A 20,461-nucleotide genomic window follows, 5' to 3' on the forward strand; every position below is an offset into this window, starting at 1 on the left:
GCCCCTTATGGCTGCTGCCAGAGAATGACAGCGGCCGTTACCAACAAGTTGACGAGCGTCAGCGGCAGGCACACTTTCCAGCCGAAGGACATTACCTGGTCATAACGCGGACGAGGTAACGCTGCGCGAATCAAAATGAACATCATCATGAAGAACGCGGTTTTCAGCGCGAACCAGATGAACGGCGGTAAGAACGGGCCATGCCAGCCACCAAAGAACAGCGTTACCATCAACGCGGAAATGGTGACAATACCGATGTACTCGCCCACGAAGAACAGACCGAATTTCATACCGGAATATTCAATGTGGTAACCGTCGGCCAGTTCCTGTTCGGCTTCTGGCTGGTCAAACGGGTGACGGTGACACACCGCCACGCCCGCGATAGCAAAGGTAATAAAACCAAAGAACTGCGGGATAACGTTCCAGATGTCAGCCTGGTTGTTGACGATGTCGGTCATGTTAAATGAACCGGCCTGCGCCACCACGCCCATCAGGGAGAGCCCCAGGAACACCTCGTAGCTCAGCGTCTGCGCGGAAGCACGCATCGCACCCAGCAGGGAGTATTTGTTGTTACTGGACCAGCCTGCGAACAGCACCGCGTAAACCGCGAGTCCTGCCATCATCAGGAAGAACAGAATGCCGATGTTCAGGTCAGCCACAACCCAGGTCGGGCTGACAGGAACGATGGCAAACGCCAGCAGCAGCGAGGTGAAGGCGATCATCGGTGCCAGAGTAAAGATCACGCGGTCGGAGAAGCGCGGGATCCAGTCCTCTTTAAAGAACATCTTGATCATGTCCGCAACCAGCTGGAGTGAACCACCCCAGCCCACGCGGTTCGGTCCGTAACGGTTCTGGAACAGACCGAGCAGACGACGTTCACCAAAGCTCATGAACGCGCCGCAGGTGACAACCACCAGCAGGATGACAATCGCTTTCAGAATGCTCAGCAGGATGTCGATAAGATCCGGCGTTAACCAACTCATGCTTTTGCCTCCTGCAGATTATCAAGACGCGCACCCGCCAGTACCGGCGCGATGCCAGGCATACCCATTGGCAGACCCACCTGCCCTGCTGTCAGGCCTTCAGAGATAATCAGCGGCAGGCTGATTGTCTGACCGTCGTAGCTAAAGGCGATGTTCGCGCCCGCATTAACGCCAAGCTTCGCGGCATCCGCCGGGTTGAGCTTGATGTATGGCTGAGGCATACGTTGCTGGAATACCGGAGAGCGCTGGGACAGCTCGTCGCTACCAAACAGATGGTAGTACGGGGCGATACGCCAGTTCCCTTCCTGAGCCTGGAAGCTCGCCGGAACGGTCGTGAAGAAATCCAGACCGGTTTCGGAGGCTTCGATCAGACGCACGCCCGGATCGCCGTGACGCAGAGAACCGCCCACTTCCGCCTGGAACTTGTTCCATGCCTGCGGGGAGTTCCAGCCCGGTGCCCATGCGAATGGGATCTGTGAACGCGGGGCAGACGGCTGGTTGTTCCCTTCCATAGAGAAGGCGAACATCGTGTCTTTATCCTGCGGCTGACGCGGTTCGTGCACGCTGATGTTGGCGCGCATTGCGGTACGGCCACTGTAACGATGCGGTTCACGCGCCAGTTTCTGGCCACGAATGCGGAAGCTCGCTTCAGGGGCAGCATCTTTAATGCCTGCCAGCTGAGGCAGTTTTTCGACAACCGCGTCGATAACGTGGTCGAGCTGCGTCCAGTCCACTTCACGGCTCTGCACGGTGCTGTGCAGGGAGTGCAGCCAGCGCCAGCTTTCCAGCATAACGGTGTTGCTGTCGTAGTACGCCGGGTCGTAAACCTGGAAGAAACGCTGTGCGCGGCCTTCATTGTTGATAACGGTACCGTCGCTTTCTGCGAAGCTTGCCGCAGAGAGCACCAGGTGCGCTTTATCCATAATCGCCGTACGCTGATGGTCAACCACCATCACCAGCGGCGCTTTGGAGAGCGCGGCGTCAACGCGAGCGGCAGAAGCATGGCGATGAAGGTCGTTTTCCAGCACCACAACGGCGTCAGCGGCACCGGATTCCAGTTCGCTCAACGCAGCTTCCAGCGAGCCGCCGCCAATCATACCCAGACCAATGCTGTTAACCGCACGGGCAACCATGGTCACGCCAACGTCAGCACCGCGGCCTTTCAGGGCTTTGGCAACGTTCGCTGCCGCCTGAATGATCTCCGCGCTTCCGGCGTTAGTACCGGAAATAATCAGCGGTTTCTTCGCACCCGCCAGCGCCTGAACAATCACGTCGACCTTGTTTTGCAGGTCGCGATCCAGTTCAACGGCTGGAGAGTTGTTGTCCAGCGCGTGCGCAATCGCGAAGCCAAGACGCGCCTGATCTTCAACCGGGGCGCAGTAGGTCCACGCCGCGATATCGTCCAGACGGGTGTTGTCGACGTTGGTCACAAACAGAGGATGTTTCGCGCGCTGACCGATGTTCAGGATTGCAGCAATCTGCCAGTCAGCCACTTTCTGTGCTGCTGCCATTTCACGTGCTTTCCCCTTAACCGCCTGGCGAACCGCCAGAGCCGCGCGAGCGCCGGTCTGCGTCAAATCTTCACCCAGCACCAGAACTGCATCATAAGATTCGATTTCGCGCAGCGCAGGGGTATGAATACCGCCTTCGCGCAGCACTTTCAGGACCAGTTGCAGACGTTCCTGCTCGCCCTGGGCGATACCGGTGTAGAAGTTTTCCGCCCCAACCAGTTCACGCAGCGCGAAGTTGCTTTCGATGCTAGCGCGCGGGGAGCCGATACCGATCACTTTCTTCGACTGGCGCAGAATATCTGCCGCGCCCTGCATCGCCTGTTCAGCATTCAGGGTGATGAAGTCGTCGCCACGGCGCTGAACCGGCTGACGCGGACGGTCTTTCAGGTTCACATAACCATAGCCGAAACGACCGCGGTCACACAGGAAGTAGTGGTTAACGGTACCGTTATAACGGTTTTCGATACGACGCAGTTCGCCGTAGCGTTCACCCGGGCTGGTGTTACAGCCGAGAGAACACTGCTGGCAGATGCTTGGTGCAAACTGCATGTCCCATTTACGGTTGTAGCGCTCGGAGTGCGTTTTATCGGTGAATACGCCGGTCGGGCAGATTTCTACTAGGTTACCGGAGAATTCGCTTTCAAGCGTACCGTCTTCCGGACGACCGAAGTAAACGTTGTCATGCGCACCATATACGCCCAGATCCTGGCCGTCTGCGTAGTCTTTGTAGTAACGAACGCAGCGGTAGCAGGCGATGCAGCGGTTCATTTCGTGAGAGATGAACGGCCCCAGGTCCTGGTTACGGTGGGTACGCTTGGTAAAGCGATAGCGACGGAAGCTGTGACCGGTCATGACGGTCATATCCTGAAGGTGGCAGTTACCGCCTTCTTCACAGACCGGACAGTCGTGCGGGTGGTTGGTCATCAACCATTCCACAACGCTTTCGCGGAACTGTTTAGCTTCTTCGTCATCAATCGAAATAAAGGTGCCTTCGGTGGCTGGCGTCATACAGGACATCACCAGGCGACCACGCGTGTCTTCCGCGTTTTGATATTGCTTCACCGCACACTGGCGGCAAGCACCGACGCTGCCCAGCGCCGGATGCCAGCAAAAGTACGGAATATCAAGGCCGAGCGACAGACAAGCTTCCAGCAGGTTGTCCGCCCCGTTGACCTCATATTCTTTGCCGTCTACATGAATCGTAGCCATTAGCATGCTTCCAGTTGGCTCGGTCGAAACCGAGCGTTAATCAAAATTCTGTCTTTACCAGCGCGCTTTCAGCAGGTTCGGCTGAATCCCATTAATGGCATGGGTATTGCTGAACGGCTGCTTGATGCCTGCTTCGAATTCGTCGCGGAAATATTTAATCGCGCTTTGCAGTGGCTCGACGGCACCCGGTGCGTGGGCACAGAAGGTTTTGCCTGGGCCTAAGAATCGACACAGTTGCTCAAGTGTCTCAATATCACCCGGCTGGCCTTCGCCACGTTCGATTGCACGCAGGATCTTCACGCTCCACGGCAGACCATCACGGCATGGCGTACACCAGCCGCAGGACTCGCGGGCAAAGAACTCTTCCAGGTTACGCACCAGCGACACCATGCCGATCTCGTGGTCGACGGCCATCGCCAGCGCCGTACCCAGGCGGCTGCCTGCTTTACCAATGCTTTCGAATTCCATTGGCAGATCAAGGTGGGCTTCGGTCAGGAAGTCTGTCCCTGCCCCACCCGGCTGCCAGGCTTTGAATTTCAGGCCATCGCGCATGCCGCCGGCGTAGTCTTCAAGAATTTCGCGCGCGGTGGTACCGAACGGCAGCTCCCAGACGCCAGGGTTTTTCACGCGACCGGAGAAGCCCATCAGCTTGGTACCCGCATCTTTGCTTGAGGAGATGCCCTGATACCACTCCACGCCGTTAGCGAGGATAGCCGGAACGTTACACAGGGTTTCGACGTTGTTTACGCAGGTCGGTTTACCCCATACACCGGAGCTTGCCGGGAACGGTGGCTTGGAACGCGGGTTCGCACGACGACCTTCCAGGGAGTTAATCAGCGCGGTTTCTTCACCGCAGATGTAACGCCCGGCACCGGTGTGCACGAACAGTTCGAAGTCAAAACCTGTGCCCAGAATATTTTTACCGAGCAGACCCGCTTCGGTGGCTTCGGCAATCGCGCGACGCAGGTTTTCTGCCGCTTCGATGTACTCACCACGCAGGAATATGTAGCCACGGTACGCTTTCAGCGCGAACGCGGAGATCAACATACCTTCCACCAGCAGGTGTGGCAGTTGCTCCATCAGCAGGCGGTCTTTATAGGTGCCCGGCTCCATTTCATCGGCGTTACACAGCAGGTAACGGATGTTCATGGATTCGTCTTTTGGCATCAGGCTCCACTTCAGACCCGTGGAGAAACCTGCACCACCGCGCCCCTTCAGGCCGGAATCTTTTACCGCGTTAACGATATCGTCCGGCGCCATGCCACCCAGGGCTTTACGCGCACCGGCATAGCCGTTTTTGCTCTGATATTCGTCGAGCCATACCGGCTGTTTGTCATCGCGCAGACGCCAGGTCAGCGGATGGGTCTCAGCAGTACGAATTACCGTTTTCATTTGTACTGCTCCAGCAGGTCAGGAATGGCTTCCGGCGTCAGATGGCTGTGAGTGTCCTCATCAATCATCATGGTCGGCCCCTTGTCGCAGTTACCCAGGCAGCAGGTTGGCAGCAGAGTAAAGCGACCATCGAACGTGGTCTGGCCCGGCTTGATATTGAGCTTCTTCTCAATTGCTGCCTGAATGCCCTGATAACCGGTAATGTGACAAACGACGCTGTCACAGTAGCGGATCACATGGCGGCCTACCGGCTGACGGAAGATCTGGCTGTAGAACGTGGCTACGCCCTCTACGTCACTGGCCGGAATACCCAGCACTTTTGCGATCTCATAGATCGCCCCATCCGGCACCCAACCACGCTGTTTCTGTACGATTTTCAGCGCTTCAATGGACGCCGCACGCGGGTCTTCGTAGTGGTGCATCTCGTGCTCAATGGCGGCACGCTCTGCTTCACTCAGCTCAAAAGCCTCGGTCTGTGGTTGTTGATTTTCGTGCATAATTAGCGGTCCACATCTGACATAACAAAATCGATACTACCCAGATACACAATCAGGTCGGAGACCAGACTGCCGCGGATGGCGGACGGGATCTGCTGCAGATGCGCAAAACTCGGCGTACGCACGCGGGTACGGTAGCTCATGGTGCTGCCGTCACTGGTCAGGTAGTAACTGTTAATACCCTTGGTCGCTTCAATCATCTGGAAGGATTCTTGTGCCGGCATGACCGGGCCCCAGGAAACCTGCAGGAAGTGGGTGATCAGGGTTTCGATATGTTGCAGCGTGCGCTCTTTCGGCGGCGGCGTCGTCAGCGGGTGATCCGCTTTGAACGGGCCTTCCGGCATGTTGTTGAGGCACTGCTCAAGAATGCGCAGACTCTGGCGCAACTCTTCCACTTTCAGCATCACGCGTGTGTAGCAGTCGGAAACGCCGCCGCCAACCGGGACTTCAAAGTCGAAGTTCTCATAGCCAGAGTAAGGACGGGCTTTACGCACGTCGAAATCAATACCGGTCGCACGCAGACCTGCACCTGTCGTACCCCACTCCAGCGCCTCTTTCGCACCGTAGGCAGCAACGCCCTGGGAACGGCCTTTCAGAATGGTGTTACGCAGTGCGGCTTTCTCGTAAGAGGCCAGACGTTTTGGCATCCAGTCGAGGAATTCGCGCAGCAGACGGTCCCAGCCGCGCGGCAGATCGTGTGCCACACCGCCAATACGGAACCAGGCAGGGTGCATACGGAAACCGGTAATTGCCTCAACCAGATCGTAGATTTTCTGACGGTCGGTAAAGGCGAAGAAGACCGGAGTCATCGCACCCACGTCCTGAATGAACGTAGAGATGTACAGCAGGTGGCTGTTGATACGGAACAGCTCGGACAGCATAACGCGGATCACGTTAACGCGATCCGGCGTAACGATACCCGCCAGTTTCTCAACGGCCAGCACGTATGGCATTTCGTTTACGCAGCCGCCGAGATATTCGATACGGTCGGTATACGGAATGTAGCTGTGCCAGGACTGACGCTCACCCATCTTCTCAGCACCACGGTGGTGGTAGCCGATGTCAGGCACGCAGTCGACAATCTCTTCGCCGTCGAGCTGAAGAATAATACGGAATGCACCGTGCGCAGACGGGTGGTTCGGACCGAGGTTAAGGAACATGAAGTCCTCGTTGTCGGTACCGCGCTTCATGCCCCAGTCTTCCGGCTTGAAGGTCAGCGCTTCCATCTCCAGATCCTGCTTGGCTTTGGTCAGCTCAAACGGATCGAATTCGGTGGCACGTGCCGGGTAGTCTTTACGCAGCGGGTGGCCGGTCCAGGTATGCGGCATCATGATGCGCGTCAGGTGCGGGTGGCCGTCGAAGGTCATGCCGAACATTTCCCAGGTTTCACGTTCATACCAGTTGGCGTTCGGGAAAAGTTTGGTGATCGTCGGCAGATGCATGTCGTTTTCAGACAATGCCACCTTGAGCATGATATCCGTATTACGGTCTATTGAGATCAGGTGGTAGAAAACGGAAAAATCCGCAGCAGGGAGGCCCTGGCGGTGGGTACGCAGACGTTCATCCATGCCGTGTAAGTCAAACAGCATGACGTACGGTTTTGGCAATTTCTTGAGGAAATCGACAACTTCCAGTAATTGCTCACGCTTCACCCAAACAACGGGTACCCCGGTGCGGGTAGCCTGAACAGTAAAGGCATCCGGCCCAAAACGGTTGCGCAGTTCGCCAATGACTGGGTCATCCAGATGATCCCGGGTCTGCCAGGCGGCTTCTTGCGCGGTTAAGTCGGTCATATTGTTCACCATTGCAAATGGTCCGTGGTGACTGTTGAGCCTGGCTTCGCGCTATTTGAGTAGTGATATGCGAAGGTGTTCTCCAGGCCTACAGGCGCAAATTAAATTTCGTCAGGCGTACGCAGATTGGTGACGGCAATACGTTCACCACGTTTACGCTCGCGCTCAGACTGCATGTTCGCGCGATACACACCCTGATCGCCAACAACCCACGACAGTGGGCGACGTTCTTTACCGATAGACTCCTGCAGCAGCATCAGCGCCTGCATGTAGGCTTCCGGGCGTGGCGGACAACCCGGGATGTACACATCCACTGGGATAAATTTATCTACGCCCTGCACGACGGAATAGATGTCGTACATACCGCCAGAGTTTGCACATGCGCCCATGGAGATAACCCATTTTGGCTCCAGCATCTGGTCATAAAGACGCTGAATAACAGGTGCCATCTTGGTAAAGCACGTACCGGCTACCACCATCAGGTCAGCCTGACGTGGGGAAGCACGCAGTACCTCTGCCCCAAAACGCGCAACGTCATGCACCGCAGTGAATGACGTCACCATTTCAACGTAGCAGCAAGAAAGGCCAAAGTTGTAAGGCCAGATGGAGTTCTTACGACCCCAGTTGACCATATCGTGCATGGCATGCTCGAGTTTGCCCATGTACACGCTTTTATTGACTTCTTGCTCCAGGGGGTCGGTTACGATCTCCTGTTTTTGCAGGGGGTAACGGTCATTCTCACCGTTAGGATCTATGCGGGTGAGCGTATAATCCATCTTATTGCCTCGCTGTTACTGCTGACGATTAGAGATACTGTTTTCCGGGTTGATGTGTTCACGACGTGAACGCGCAGGCGTCCAGTCAAGCGCGCCAATGCGCACCAGATAAACCAGACCGGCCAGTAGCACTAAAATGAAAATTGCGGCCTCGACAAAGCCCACCCAACCACTTTCGCGGATGGACGTTGACCATGCGAAAAGGTAAAGCGCTTCCACGTCAAAGATGACGAAGAACATGGCTACCAGATAGAACTTGGCAGACAGGCGTAAGCGAGCGGAACCTACTGAATCAATACCTGATTCGAAAGGTGTGTTTTTGTGCCTTGCACGGGCGCGACCGCCCAGGAACCAGCCGCCGACTAACATCAGGCAGCACAGGCCAATGGCTACAATAAGAAAGATTGCGAATGCCCAGTGATGAGCGATGACTTCTGTGGATGTTGACATACTCATTGCTTACTCATCAAAAGTGATACCTACGACACTGCTCTTGCTGGCAGATGGGCATCACATCGATTCATGGGGAGGAACAAATAACCTTACACTAACTGTCAGAAATGAGACGGAGACAGCAAAATGATGGGGTTTTTTACTCCTTTCTATAACCTATTGTCAACTTTAACAAAGGTTTCTTCACATTAAATTACATCGAGCGATTCTCATTAACATTTGGTGCCCTTTAACCCTGGTGGGTGCATGACTTTCCGTCAAATGTATGTTGTTGAATCGTGTCCGTTTCGGAAGTAAAAAAAATAACCCTCCTATTTTGACAGGATTTGCCAGCGATTCCTCCCCCCAAATAGGAGTATTTTCTTGATCTGCGACACGCTTTTGTTAATTCAACCGGAAAAACGGCAACATATTTCCTGTTTTTTTAACATGAGAGAGATGTGGATGAAGTTAGAACGGGAAACGGACAAGTTTTAAGCAAAAGCATTTAGCCTATTGATAAATAGAGAGTATCCTGAAAATCCATGCGCCATAAGCGGGTATTATTGCCAAAAAAAAGCCACTGCATGCGAAAATGGCATGAGCGGCTTTTTTTTACACTTACATTTTGTTACCAGAATTTTGAGCTATTGATCACTCAAAATCACCTTCAACGATCAGGGAATCATCCCCCCCTTCGGAGGTAACGTGTTCGAACTGCCACGGGTTATGGTAGTTTTCCATTGCCTCGAACACCACTTTCGCCAGCTCGTTATGGGTGGACGAGTTGTGGCAAAGCAGATATTCCGTATCGGGCAACACCGGAAGACCATCAGACTTACCCAACACACGCAGATCAGGGCTCATCATCTCTACCGGGCGTGCCGTTACGCCAAGCCCTGCTTTCACAGCAGCGCGAACCGCTGGCAACGTGGAAGCCACATACGCTAAACGCCACGGAATATTGGCTTCATTTAACGCAGTCAGCACCATATCGCGGAAAGGACTTGGGTCATCCAGTAAAACCAGTGGAACAGGCTCCCCTTTTTGCAGCACATATTCTGCTGCGCAATACCAGTGCGTTGGTGATGTACGCAACGTCAGGCAATCAAACTGCCCGGGGCGATGCGTGGTGACCACCAGGTCGACCTTTTTCTCATCTAACATCTCAACCATAAAGGCATTGCGTTTTACGCTCACATCCAGCGCAAGCTTCGGATAAACCGAACTAATTCGATTGAGAAGGAACGGCAATATCGTATCTGCTGACTCATCAGATGCCCCTAAGGTTAACACCCCCTGGAGGTTGCTAAACATTAATGACATACATGCTTCATCATTAAAGCGAAGAATTTTCCTGGCATAACCCAGAAGCTGAATACCGTGTTCCGTTAAGAGCTTATTACGCCCATGACGGGCAAAAAGCTCTTTACCAACCAGCTGCTCCAGCCGCTGCATTTGCTGGCTAACGGCGGACTGGGTTCGGCAAACGGCGGCAGCAGCAGCTGCAAAAGTGTTGAGATCGGCGACCGCAACAAACGTTCTCAGCAGATCGAGGTCGAGATTCATTATCGGACGATTTGCATTTATCATATCTATTCACTTTCAGGTTGCTCGTGCGGAGCTGCCCGGGTTGAAGCTGTGTGTAACAGTTAAGCAATTCCCTCTGAAGGTTTTCCCTCGCATCCCGGCCCGGCAGACTGCCTGACAGATAGTTATTGTGCTGCTTTATATCAACAGTCAGAAAGCACGTTTCATGACGTTATTTTTATTCTCTTAAACGTTCAGGATATTTAGATGTTCGCAGGGTTATGTAAATTACATTAAAGGTACAACACCTTTTCTGCCATCTATATCGCAGCGCTGTCAACGTAGCGGGAAATGTTCGACACATTCCAGCCAGAGATAACTCCAACAATAACAATCAATTAATTCAGATAAGCAGTTCCAGATAAACAAAACATATGCATCTGTTGCCTGCTTTCCTGAAAGACATCTTAACCCAAATCCACTTTATTTATAAGTCTTATTGCAATATTGCGGATTAAAAGGGGTTGTTAACCTTCTAAACTGATTTTATTAATATTAACTAAAGTTGCATTTTGTTCGTTAATAATAAATAAATTTTAATTTAGATTAAGGTCTTTCATTAATAATGCTTAACATTAATTTCACATGAGTAACTTTTAGCCACATCATGCTATTACGGTCAAATGTAGCAAGCATTCAGGTTTTACGAAAAGTCACGCAGCGTGACTTCCCACTCGGTGCCGCTCGCCAGTTATTTTCGCCAGCACAATATACAGCATTTTTCCAAATGAACAGTACAATTAACCTAAGCATGTGCTGTGTGCATAACTTTAAGACAGTAAAGAGGCACATCTATAGCGAAATAGATTCACCAGACTTTTGCTCTCTTCACAAAATCTTCTACTGCACACCCTTCAAAACGAAGCGAGGGGGGAGTACATTATTCCGTGCTAACTTCCACGGCAGGGAGTGGCAATAATAGCAAAAAGGTTAAGGTTCATGTCCCCTATCGAAAAATCCAGCAAGCTAGATAACGTCTGTTATGACATCCGTGGCCCGGTTCTGAAAGAGGCAAAACGCCTGGAAGAAGAAGGCAATAAGGTTCTTAAACTCAACATTGGTAACCCTGCGCCATTTGGTTTTGAAGCGCCGGATGAAATTCTGGTTGATGTGATCCGCAACCTACCCACCGCACAAGGCTATTGCGATTCAAAAGGACTTTACTCCGCGCGTAAAGCTATCATGCAGCACTATCAGGCTCGCGGTATGCGTGATGTTACCGTTGAAGATATCTATATTGGTAACGGCGTCTCTGAACTGATCGTGCAGGCGATGCAGGCGCTGCTGAACAGCGGCGACGAGATGCTGGTACCTGCGCCGGACTACCCGCTTTGGACGGCAGCCGTATCCTTGTCCAGTGGGAAAGCGGTGCACTACCTGTGCGACGAGTCTTCTGACTGGTTCCCGGATCTCGATGATATTCGCGCGAAAATCACCCCTCGTACGCGTGGCATCGTGATTATTAACCCGAACAACCCTACGGGTGCGGTCTATTCCAAAGAACTCCTGATGGAGATCGTCGAGATCGCCCGTCAGCACAACCTGATCATCTTTGCCGACGAAATTTACGACAAGATCCTGTACGACGCGGCGCAGCATCACTCTATCGCCGCGCTGGCACCAGACTTGCTGACCGTGACCTTTAACGGTCTGTCTAAAACCTACCGAGTGGCCGGTTTCCGTCAGGGCTGGATGGTATTGAACGGCCCGAAAAAACACGCCAAAGGCTATATTGAAGGGCTGGAGATGCTGGCCTCCATGCGTTTATGTGCCAACGTTCCGGCGCAGCACGCGATCCAGACGGCGCTCGGTGGCTATCAGAGCATCAGTGAGTTTATTGTCCCTGGCGGTCGTCTGTACGAACAGCGTAACCGCGCATGGGAACTGATCAACGACATCCCTGGCGTCTCCTGCGTGAAGCCGAATGGCGCGCTCTATATGTTCCCGAAAATTGACGCGAAGCGCTTCAATATTCATGACGACCAGAAAATGGTGCTCGATTTCCTGCTGCAGGAAAAAGTGCTGCTGGTTCAGGGGACGGCGTTTAACTGGCCGTGGCCGGATCACGTGCGTATCGTGACGCTGCCGCGCGAAGACGATCTCGAAATGGCCATCAGCAGATTCGGGCGATTCCTTTCCGGCTATCATCAGTAATCTTAAAAATCAGGCTACCTCGGTAGCCTGATTTGCATCTTCCCTCCCCTCCCCGCACAATGAAGTCTGTCGCAGTGAAGACAAAAGGTACCTTATGAGTCAGAGTCATTTCTTTGCCCACCTCTCCCGCCTGAAACTCATCAACCGCTGGCCGCTGATGCGCAACGTGCGCACTGAGAATGTATCGGAGCACAGTTTGCAGGTTGCCATGGTTGCTCACGCGCTGGCCGCCATTAAGAACCGCAAATTTAACGGCCAGGTCAACGCGGAACGCATTGCCCTGCTGGCGATGTACCATGACGCGTCAGAAGTGCTGACCGGCGATCTGCCTACGCCAGTGAAATATTTCAACTCGCAGATTGCCCAGGAATATAAGGCCATCGAGAAAATTGCCCAGCAGAAGCTGATCGATATGGTGCCTGAGGAGTTACGCGATATCTTTGAGCCACTGATCGATGAGCATCAGTACACGGAAGATGAAAAGTCGCTGGTCAAACAGGCCGACGCGCTATGCGCCTACCTGAAGTGTCTGGAAGAACTCTCTGCAGGAAACAACGAATTTTTACTGGCGAAAACGCGTCTGGAGAAAACGCTGGAATCCCGCCGCAGTGAAGAGATGGATTATTTTATGCAGGTGTTTGTACCGAGCTTCCATTTATCGCTGGACGAGATTAGCCAGGATTCGCCGTTGTAACTTTTGCCGGGTGGCGGCTTCGCCTTACCCGGCAAAATTCTCAGAACGGGAACAGGACCGGTATCAATACCACGCAAACCAGCATCACCAGCACGGTGAACGGCACGCCCAGTTTCACAAAATCGCTGAATCGGTAGTTCCCCGGCCCCAGTACCAGGGTATTGACCGGTGAAGAGACTGGCGTCATAAACGCTGCTGATGCCGCCATCGCCACCATCATCGCAAAGGGATACGGCGACACGCCCATGGATTTCGCCATCGCCAGCGCAATCGGCGCCATCAATACCGCCGTCGCGGTGTTTGAGATAAACAGACCGATGGTGGCGCACATAATAAACAGGCAGATCATCATCATGTACGGCCCATACCCGCCGCCAACGTCCATCAAACCTTTAACGATCAGATCTACCCCGCCGGTTTTTTGCAGCGCCAGGGCGAAGGGCATCATCCCGACGATGAGAATAATGCTCGGCCAGTGAATCGCTTTATACGCACTTTCGGCGTCAATACAGCGGAATTTTCCCATCAGTAAACAGGCGATAATCGCCGCCACAGGGTTAGGTATTTCATCGGTCAGCATCAGCGCAACCATGAGTACCAGACAAAAAATGGCGTGGGGAGCCTGACTGTGGGCCGGAGAGGCATCGCTCTCCTCAACTGGCATGTTGAGCACCACAAAATCACGCCCTTTTTGCCCGAGCTGGCTGATGAGCTTCCAGTTACCGACGACCAGAAAAATATCCCCCAACTGGATAGGCTCATCCACGACGGCCCCATCCATCGCGACGCCATCACGCTTCAATCCCACCACGTTTAAACCATAGCGGGTTCGGAAGCCGATTTCGCGCACGGTTTTGCCCAGTAGTTCCGATTCCGGGATCAGCGACACTTCGGCCATGCCGACATCGAGCGCCTGGTCTGAGAAATACTCTCCGCGCAGCACCATCGGCTCCAGCATTTGCTCGCTGCAGAATTCACGTAGATCCACATCTGCGGTGGACATATCAATCAGCAGGACATCCCGCGCACGAAATTCCGAAACCCCGTTAACGTTGACGATAACCCGACGAAAACGACGCCAGCGCTCTACACCGATCACATTCGCGCCATAACGTTCACGCAGCCTCAGGTCGTCAAGCCGCTGCCCAACCATCGGCGAACCGGGGCGGATGGCCAGACGGCGCGCACGCCCTGTGAGGCGGTACTCTTTGATCAGATCGCGGAAGGTACGTCGCTTCCAGCCCTCTTTGGTTTTATCCTGCTTTTCCCCTTTCAGAGCAAAACGGGTCAGCAGCATGTAGACCACGCCCAACAGAAGAATGACCAGCCCAAGCGGGGTGACGCTGAAAAAACTGAACCCCTGGAATCCTTCCCGGATCAGCTCGCTGTTAACAACCAGGTTTGGCGGCGTTGCCACCAGCGTCATCATACCGCTGATCAAACCCGCAAAACTCAGAGGCATCATCAGGCGCGACGGCGAGGTCTGCATCCGCATGGAAACACTCAGCACCACCGGGATAAAAATCGCCACCACGCCCGTTGAGCTCATAAACGCCCCCAGCCCGGCGACGGTCAGCATCAGATAGATCAACATCTTTGTTTCACTGCTACCGGCCACCTTCACCAGCCATGCTCCCATGATGGTCGCTACGCCGGTACGCACCAGTCCATCGCCAATAATAAACAGGGCGGCAATCAGAATGACGTTGGGATCGCTAAACCCGGAGAAGGCTTCCGGCAGCGTGAGCGTACCGCTCAGCACAAAAGCAACGATGATAAACAAGGCGACCGCATCCATACGCACCTTGCCCGTGGCGAAAAGAATGATGGCGATTAAAAGCAGGCTAAGGACCCAAATCAGTTCACCGTTCACAACATGTCCTTGTCAGTGGGAGATGAGAATTTTTTACCATAAAAAAGCCCCAACAAGGTGGGGCTATATCATGGGATTACATTTTCAGCGAGACGGTTACAACGCCGTCGGGTGCTTTTGAAACAGCCAGTGCCGTCAAAGAATCAAGTACAAAGTCCGCTTCACTCAGCCGGGGGGAGCCCGTCGGAACGTTGACGGCGATAACGTGGCTACCGGCGTTTAACCCGGCAAGGACGCCTGCCGCTGCATCTTCGACCACTACACACTCTGCCGGAGCGAGCCCCAGCAATTCAGCACCCAGTAAAAAAGCATCGGGTTCAGGTTTTCCGCGCTTAACGCGCTCCGCCGTGATAAACACTTCGGGTGTTGGCAGGCCTGCCGCCTTGTGTCGGGCGTGAGCAACCGGCACGGAACCGGAGGTGACAATCGCCCATGGGATCTGTGCCTCGTTCAGATGCTCAAGCAGTTCGCGTGCCCCTGGTAACGCAGTGATGCCGTCCGTATCGGTGGCTTCAATGTGTTCCAGGTATTTGAACTCCGCCTGAATGTCGTCCTCAGAGCGTCCGGCCAGGAAGTGCCTTAGCGAGGTTATGGCCTGTTTGCCATGGATAAAATTCAGCACCTCCTGATGGTCGATACCATGTCTGTCAGCCCAATGGCACCAGGAGCGCTCCACAACCGGCAGCGAATCCACCAGCGTACCGTCCAGATCAAACAGAAAACCTCTACACTGCACACGCACCTCCGTCAGGCATTAATGATTTGTTGAATTTCGTTGCTGCTTAAATGGTACTGGCGCGGACAGCCGTGCCACGCGCTCAACATGCGCTGGTATTTATCCCACATTGGGGTCTGCGCGTTGAAGCCGTGAGTGCCCGCATCAAAGTGGGTATAACGCCCCTCGGTATTCACCATAAAGCGAACATAGCTCAGATAACGCGCTTCTGTAGCAGCATCAAAGCCTAAGAAGGTGACACGGCGCTCGTCAATGGACTGCTGATCTTTAAGATTCGTCCAGGACACATGCAGGGCGTGATACATCTCCATAATGTCGATCACGATGCGGCAGGTTTCTTCTTTCAGCTCACCAAACTCGCGATCCAGTTCGCGCATTTGCAAACCAAAACCGCGTTCGACGATGGTCTGCAGGCGGCTGTAGCGCGCAGCGTTATCGGGATCAAGCATAGTCATCATCTTGTACTGGTTAGACAAAATCAGACGTTGAGCATGGGTCATTTCCATCTTTCGACTCCTGTAGCGCATTGCACTTAAAAAAAAGACACGGTAACTGATTGTTACTGTGCCTTCTTTTAATAGTCGTTTCGATGATCAATCACAAATCATCGAGGAATGTTTTATCAAGTTGCTTAAAAGCTCGCTTAAGCGTGTCGGCCAGCGCCTGGTAATCCGGCTTGCCTTCGACCGGGGCAAGCGCCTGGCCTGCCTCTTCCAGTTTTCCGCGAACTTCATAAAACCAGTGTAAAATAGAAGGCGGAAGCGGTGTGATGGAGCGTTTACCTAACCACCAGAGCCCCTGCATTGGCAGACTTAACGCGAAAAGCGCCGTCGCGACCGCCGGACCAAGCTGACCGCCCAACGCGATTTGCCAGCACAGGGTAAAGATAGCGACGGGAGGCATAAATCGAATCGCATAGCGCGTTGCGCGGATGGTACGATTCTCTATAAACATGGGTGCAAGACGCTTTTCCATCGGCCACGTCTTTGCGTAATGCTGTCCCCGACGAAACAGACTAAAGAAATTTACGGTCGGGTTCTCTGGTGTCGACATGGCTGTACCTCAACTTCACATATAAAATTTAAAATTTTCGTGCAAAACCACAACAGGCGATGACAACGTTCAAAATATTTTGTCATCCCTACCCCGTATCGGGTATCCTGTGCCAGCCTGATAGGGCCATAGACGAGAATCATTAACTCGTCAAATTATCGCATATTATGCCATTGTCTGAAAAATGTTCAAAATGGCATAAAATCATAGGTATTTCTTTCATCATGCCAGAATGTTCGTTTGGCATGATGTTAATCATAAATGTCTGAGTCATCATGCGTTACGCTGTTAGACTCACTGACGTTTTTTTAGCCACGTATCAATAATAGGTACTTCCATGTCGAGTAAGTTAGTACTGGTTCTGAACTGCGGTAGCTCCTCACTGAAATTCGCCATCATCGATGCGCTCAACGGTGACGAATACCTCTCTGGTTTGGCCGAATGTTTCCATCTGCCTGAAGCACGTATCAAGTGGAAGATGGACGGCAGCAAACAAGAAGCGGCTTTAGGTGCAGGCGCCGCTCACAGTGAAGCGCTGAACTTTATCGTTAACACTATTCTGGCACAAAAACCAGAACTGTCTGCTCAGCTGACTGCGATTGGTCACCGTATCGTCCACGGCGGCGAAAAATACACCAGCTCCGTCGTGATCGACGACTCTGTTATTCAGGGCATCAAAGATGCTGCCTCGTTTGCACCGCTGCACAACCCGGCGCATCTGATCGGTATCGCTGAAGCGCTGAAATCCTTCCCGAATCTGAAAGATAAAAACGTGGCCGTGTTTGACACCGCGTTCCATCAGACCATGCCGGAAGAGTCTTACCTCTATGCCCTGCCATACAGCCTGTACAAAGAGCACGGTGTTCGTCGCTACGGCGCGCACGGCACCAGCCACTTCTATGTGACTCAGGAAGCGGCAAAAGTACTGAACAAGCCAGTTGAAGAGCTGAACATCATCACTTGCCACCTGGGCAACGGTGGTTCTGTTTCTGCTATCCGCAACGGTAAATGCGTTGATACCTCCATGGGTCTGACCCCACTGGAAGGTCTGGTGATGGGTACACGTTCCGGTGATATCGACCCGGCGATTATCTTCCACCTGCACGACACTCTGGGCATGAGCGTTGATCAGATCAACAAGATGCTGACCAAAGAGTCTGGCCTGCTGGGTCTGACCGAAGTGACCAGCGACTGCCGTTATGTTGAAGACAACTACGCAGAAAAAGAAGACGCTAAACGTGCAATGGACGTTTACTGCCACCGTCTGGCGAAGTACATCGGCTCTTACACTGCGCTGATGGAAGGCCGTCTGGACGCGGTTATCTTCACCGGTGGTATCGGTGAGAACGCGGCAATGGTGCGTGAACTGTCCCTGGGCAAACTGGGCGTTCTGGGCTTCGACGTTGATCACGAGCGTAACCTGGCTGCCCGTTTCGGCAAGTCTGGCTTCATCAACAAAGAAGGCACCCGCCCGGCTATCGTTATCCCAACTAACGAAGAGCTGGTCATCGCGCAAGACGCAAACCGTCTTACCGCCTGATTCCACACCGCCAGCTAAGCTGGCGGTGCTGTTTTGTAACCCGCCCAATTTCGGCGGTAACGAAAGAGGATAAACCGTGTCCCGTACTATTATGCTGATCCCTACCGGAACCAGCGTCGGCCTGACCAGCGTCAGCCTTGGCGTTATCCGTGCTATGGAACGCAAAGGCGTTCGTCTGAGCGTCTTTAAGCCAATCGCCCAGCCTCGTGCCGGTGGCGATGCGCCAGACCAGACCACCACCATCGTTCGCAAGAACTCCAATCTGCCAGCGGCTGAACCGCTGAAGATGAACCACGTTGAGTCTCTGCTGTCCAGCAACCAGAAAGACGTGCTGATGGAAGAGATCATCGCCAACTACCACGCTAACACGCAAGACGCGGAAGTGGTGCTGGTTGAAGGTCTGGTCCCGACCCGCAAACACCAGTTTGCCCAGTCTCTGAACTTCGAAATCGCGAAAACCCTGAACGCAGAGATCGTTTTCGTGATGTCTCAGGGCACTGATACCCCTGAGCAGCTGAACGAGCGTATCGAACTGACTCGCAGCAGCTTCGGCGGCGCTAAAAACACCAACATCACTGGCGTAATCGTTAACAAACTGAATGCGCCAGTTGATGAGCAGGGCCGTACTCGCCCTGATCTGTCCGAGATCTTCGACGACTCCTCCAAAGCGAAAGTCATCAAAGTTGATCCGGCTAAACTGCAGGAATCCAGCCCGCTGCCAGTACTTGGCGCGGTACCATGGAGTTTCGATCTGATTGCCACCCGTGCAATCGACATGGCGCGTCACCTGAACGCCACCATCGTTAACGAAGGCGACATCAATACCCGCCGCGTGAAATCCGTGACCTTCTGTGCGCGTAGCATTCCGCACATGCTGGAACACTTCCGCGCAGGTTCCCTGCTGGTAACGTCCGCAGACCGTCCTGACGTCCTGGTTGCAGCGTGCCTGGCCGCGATGAACGGCGTGGAAATCGGCGCTATCTTGCTGACCGGTGCCTACGAGATGGACCCGCGCGTCAGCAAACTGTGCGAACGCGCGTTCGCCACTGGCCTGCCAGTCTTCATGGTGAACACCAACACCTGGCAGACCTCTCTGAGCCTGCAGAGCTTCAACCTGGAAGTACCGGTTGATGACCACGAGCGTATCGAGAAAGTTCAGGAATACGTTGCGGGTTACATCAACGCAGACTGGATCGAATCCCTGACGGCGACCTCCGAGCGCAGCCGTCGTCTGTCTCCTCCTGCGTTCCGTTATCAGCTGACCGAGCTGGCGCGTAAAGCGGGCAAACGCGTTGTTCTGCCAGAAGGCGACGAACCTCGTACCGTTAAAGCGGCGGCTATCTGTGCAGAACGCGGCATCGCGACCTGTGTGCTGCTGGGCAACCCGGACGAGATCAACCGCGTAGCGGCCTCTCAGGGCGTTGAACTGGGTGCCGGTATCGAAATCGTTGACCCGGAAGTGGTTCGCGAAAGCTATGTTGCACGTCTGGTTGAGCTGCGTAAGAGCAAAGGCATGACCGAAGCCGTTGCGCGTGAACAGCTGGAAGACAACGTGGTGCTGGGTACGCTGATGCTGGAGCAGGACGAAGTTGACGGTCTGGTTTCTGGTGCAGTTCACACCACTGCGAATACCATTCGCCCGCCATTGCAGCTGATCAAAACAGCGCCAGGCAGCTCTCTGGTTTCGTCCGTGTTCTTCATGCTGCTGCCTGAACAGGTTTATGTTTACGGTGACTGCGCGATCAACCCGGATCCAACCGCAGAACAACTGGCTGAAATCGCTATCCAGTCTGCTGACTCCGCGATTGCCTTCGGCATCGAACCACGTGTAGCAATGCTTTCCTACTCCACCGGTACCTCTGGTGCAGGTAGCGATGTAGAGAAAGTCCGTGAAGCAACACGTCTGGCACAGGAAAAACGTCCTGACCTGATGATCGATGGCCCTCTGCAGTACGATGCTGCGGTTATGGCTGACGTTGCGAAATCCAAAGCGCCGAACTCACCGGTTGCAGGTCGCGCGACCGTGTTCATCTTCCCTGATCTGAACACCGGTAACACCACCTACAAAGCGGTACAGCGTTCTGCAGACCTGATCTCCATCGGGCCAATGCTGCAGGGTATGCGCAAACCTGTGAACGACCTGTCCCGTGGTGCGCTGGTAGACGATATCGTCTACACCATCGCGCTGACCGCGATCCAGTCTTCACAGCAGCAGTAAGTTTTACTGC

The 20,461-nt window shown here is 53.6% G+C and carries 16 protein-coding genes; 4 read left to right on the plus strand and 12 right to left on the minus strand.

Annotated features, from left to right (window positions below; all coding sequences use genetic code 11):
• Positions 1–5 precede the first annotated feature (5 nt).
• From nuoH to lrhA, 8 genes are all read right to left on the minus strand, one after another.
• A complete protein-coding gene (gene nuoH, locus AAHF05_RS15305; protein ID WP_008500211.1) occupies positions 6–983 on the minus strand; it encodes an NADH-quinone oxidoreductase subunit NuoH in 978 nt (325 codons plus the stop codon).
• On the minus strand, positions 980–3,703 hold the full coding sequence (nuoG, locus tag AAHF05_RS15310) for an NADH-quinone oxidoreductase subunit NuoG (RefSeq protein WP_129324217.1): 2,724 nt from the start codon (positions 3,701–3,703) through the stop codon (positions 980–982). Before nuoG ends, nuoH begins: the two co-directional genes overlap by 4 nt.
• A 54-nt stretch (positions 3,704–3,757) precedes the next feature.
• Complete coding sequence (gene nuoF, locus AAHF05_RS15315; protein ID WP_023312536.1) at positions 3,758–5,095, minus strand: NADH-quinone oxidoreductase subunit NuoF; 1,338 nt, start codon at positions 5,093–5,095, stop codon at positions 3,758–3,760.
• Entirely contained in the window at positions 5,092–5,592 is a 501-nt protein-coding gene (gene nuoE, locus AAHF05_RS15320; protein ID WP_006176513.1) for an NADH-quinone oxidoreductase subunit NuoE, read from the minus strand. Before nuoE ends, nuoF begins: the two co-directional genes overlap by 4 nt.
• Before the next feature lie 2 nt (positions 5,593–5,594).
• Complete coding sequence (gene nuoC, locus AAHF05_RS15325) at positions 5,595–7,397, minus strand: NADH-quinone oxidoreductase subunit C/D (RefSeq protein ID WP_028016245.1); 1,803 nt, start codon at positions 7,395–7,397, stop codon at positions 5,595–5,597.
• A gap of 89 nt (positions 7,398–7,486) precedes the next feature.
• The gene (gene nuoB / locus AAHF05_RS15330) at positions 7,487–8,161 is read right to left on the minus strand and encodes an NADH-quinone oxidoreductase subunit NuoB (RefSeq protein WP_003861482.1); all 675 of its coding nucleotides are present in this window, start codon (positions 8,159–8,161) and stop codon (positions 7,487–7,489) included.
• Between the two features lie 15 nt (positions 8,162–8,176).
• Positions 8,177–8,617 (minus strand): NADH-quinone oxidoreductase subunit NuoA, encoded by a 441-nt coding sequence (nuoA, locus tag AAHF05_RS15335; RefSeq protein ID WP_014171000.1) that lies wholly within the window; start codon positions 8,615–8,617, stop codon positions 8,177–8,179.
• 630 nt (positions 8,618–9,247) lie between these two features.
• The gene (lrhA, locus tag AAHF05_RS15340; RefSeq protein ID WP_028016244.1) at positions 9,248–10,186 is read right to left on the minus strand and encodes a transcriptional regulator LrhA; all 939 of its coding nucleotides are present in this window, start codon (positions 10,184–10,186) and stop codon (positions 9,248–9,250) included.
• A 936-nt stretch (positions 10,187–11,122) separates the two neighbouring features.
• On the opposite strand from lrhA, the gene alaA reads away from it, so the two are divergent.
• Together alaA and yfbR are read left to right on the plus strand one after the other, a co-directional pair.
• Positions 11,123–12,337, plus strand: coding sequence for an alanine transaminase AlaA (gene alaA / locus AAHF05_RS15345; RefSeq protein ID WP_003861471.1), 1,215 nt, complete (start codon positions 11,123–11,125; stop codon positions 12,335–12,337).
• A gap of 94 nt (positions 12,338–12,431) precedes the next feature.
• Complete coding sequence (gene yfbR / locus AAHF05_RS15350; protein ID WP_028016242.1) at positions 12,432–13,031, plus strand: 5'-deoxynucleotidase; 600 nt, start codon at positions 12,432–12,434, stop codon at positions 13,029–13,031.
• A 40-nt stretch (positions 13,032–13,071) separates the two neighbouring features.
• On the opposite strand, the gene AAHF05_RS15355 is transcribed toward yfbR, so the two are convergent.
• The 4 genes from AAHF05_RS15355 to yfbV form a co-directional block, all read right to left on the minus strand.
• Complete coding sequence (locus AAHF05_RS15355) at positions 13,072–14,904, minus strand: SLC13 family permease (protein WP_129324686.1); 1,833 nt, start codon at positions 14,902–14,904, stop codon at positions 13,072–13,074.
• A 76-nt stretch (positions 14,905–14,980) separates the two neighbouring features.
• On the minus strand, positions 14,981–15,640 hold the full coding sequence (locus AAHF05_RS15360; protein ID WP_028016240.1) for a sugar phosphatase: 660 nt from the start codon (positions 15,638–15,640) through the stop codon (positions 14,981–14,983).
• An 11-nt stretch (positions 15,641–15,651) separates the two neighbouring features.
• A complete protein-coding gene (locus AAHF05_RS15365; RefSeq protein WP_028016239.1) occupies positions 15,652–16,146 on the minus strand; it encodes a YfbU family protein in 495 nt (164 codons plus the stop codon).
• A gap of 91 nt (positions 16,147–16,237) precedes the next feature.
• Entirely contained in the window at positions 16,238–16,693 is a 456-nt protein-coding gene (yfbV, locus tag AAHF05_RS15370) for a terminus macrodomain insulation protein YfbV (RefSeq protein ID WP_028016238.1), read from the minus strand.
• A 337-nt stretch (positions 16,694–17,030) separates the two neighbouring features.
• Here yfbV and ackA point away from each other — a divergent pair, with 337 nt between their 5' ends.
• Positions 17,031–18,233 (plus strand): acetate kinase, encoded by a 1,203-nt coding sequence (gene ackA, locus AAHF05_RS15375; protein ID WP_028016237.1) that lies wholly within the window; start codon positions 17,031–17,033, stop codon positions 18,231–18,233.
• A 76-nt stretch (positions 18,234–18,309) separates the two neighbouring features.
• Positions 18,310–20,451, plus strand: a complete 2,142-nt coding sequence (gene pta / locus AAHF05_RS15380; protein ID WP_129324687.1) for a phosphate acetyltransferase — start codon at positions 18,310–18,312, stop codon at positions 20,449–20,451.
• The last annotated feature ends 10 nt before the right edge of the window (positions 20,452–20,461 follow it).

It is taken from the genome of Enterobacter adelaidei, from assembly GCF_041937165.1.
In the GTDB taxonomy this organism is placed as follows: Bacteria; Pseudomonadota; Gammaproteobacteria; order Enterobacterales; family Enterobacteriaceae; genus Enterobacter; species Enterobacter adelaidei.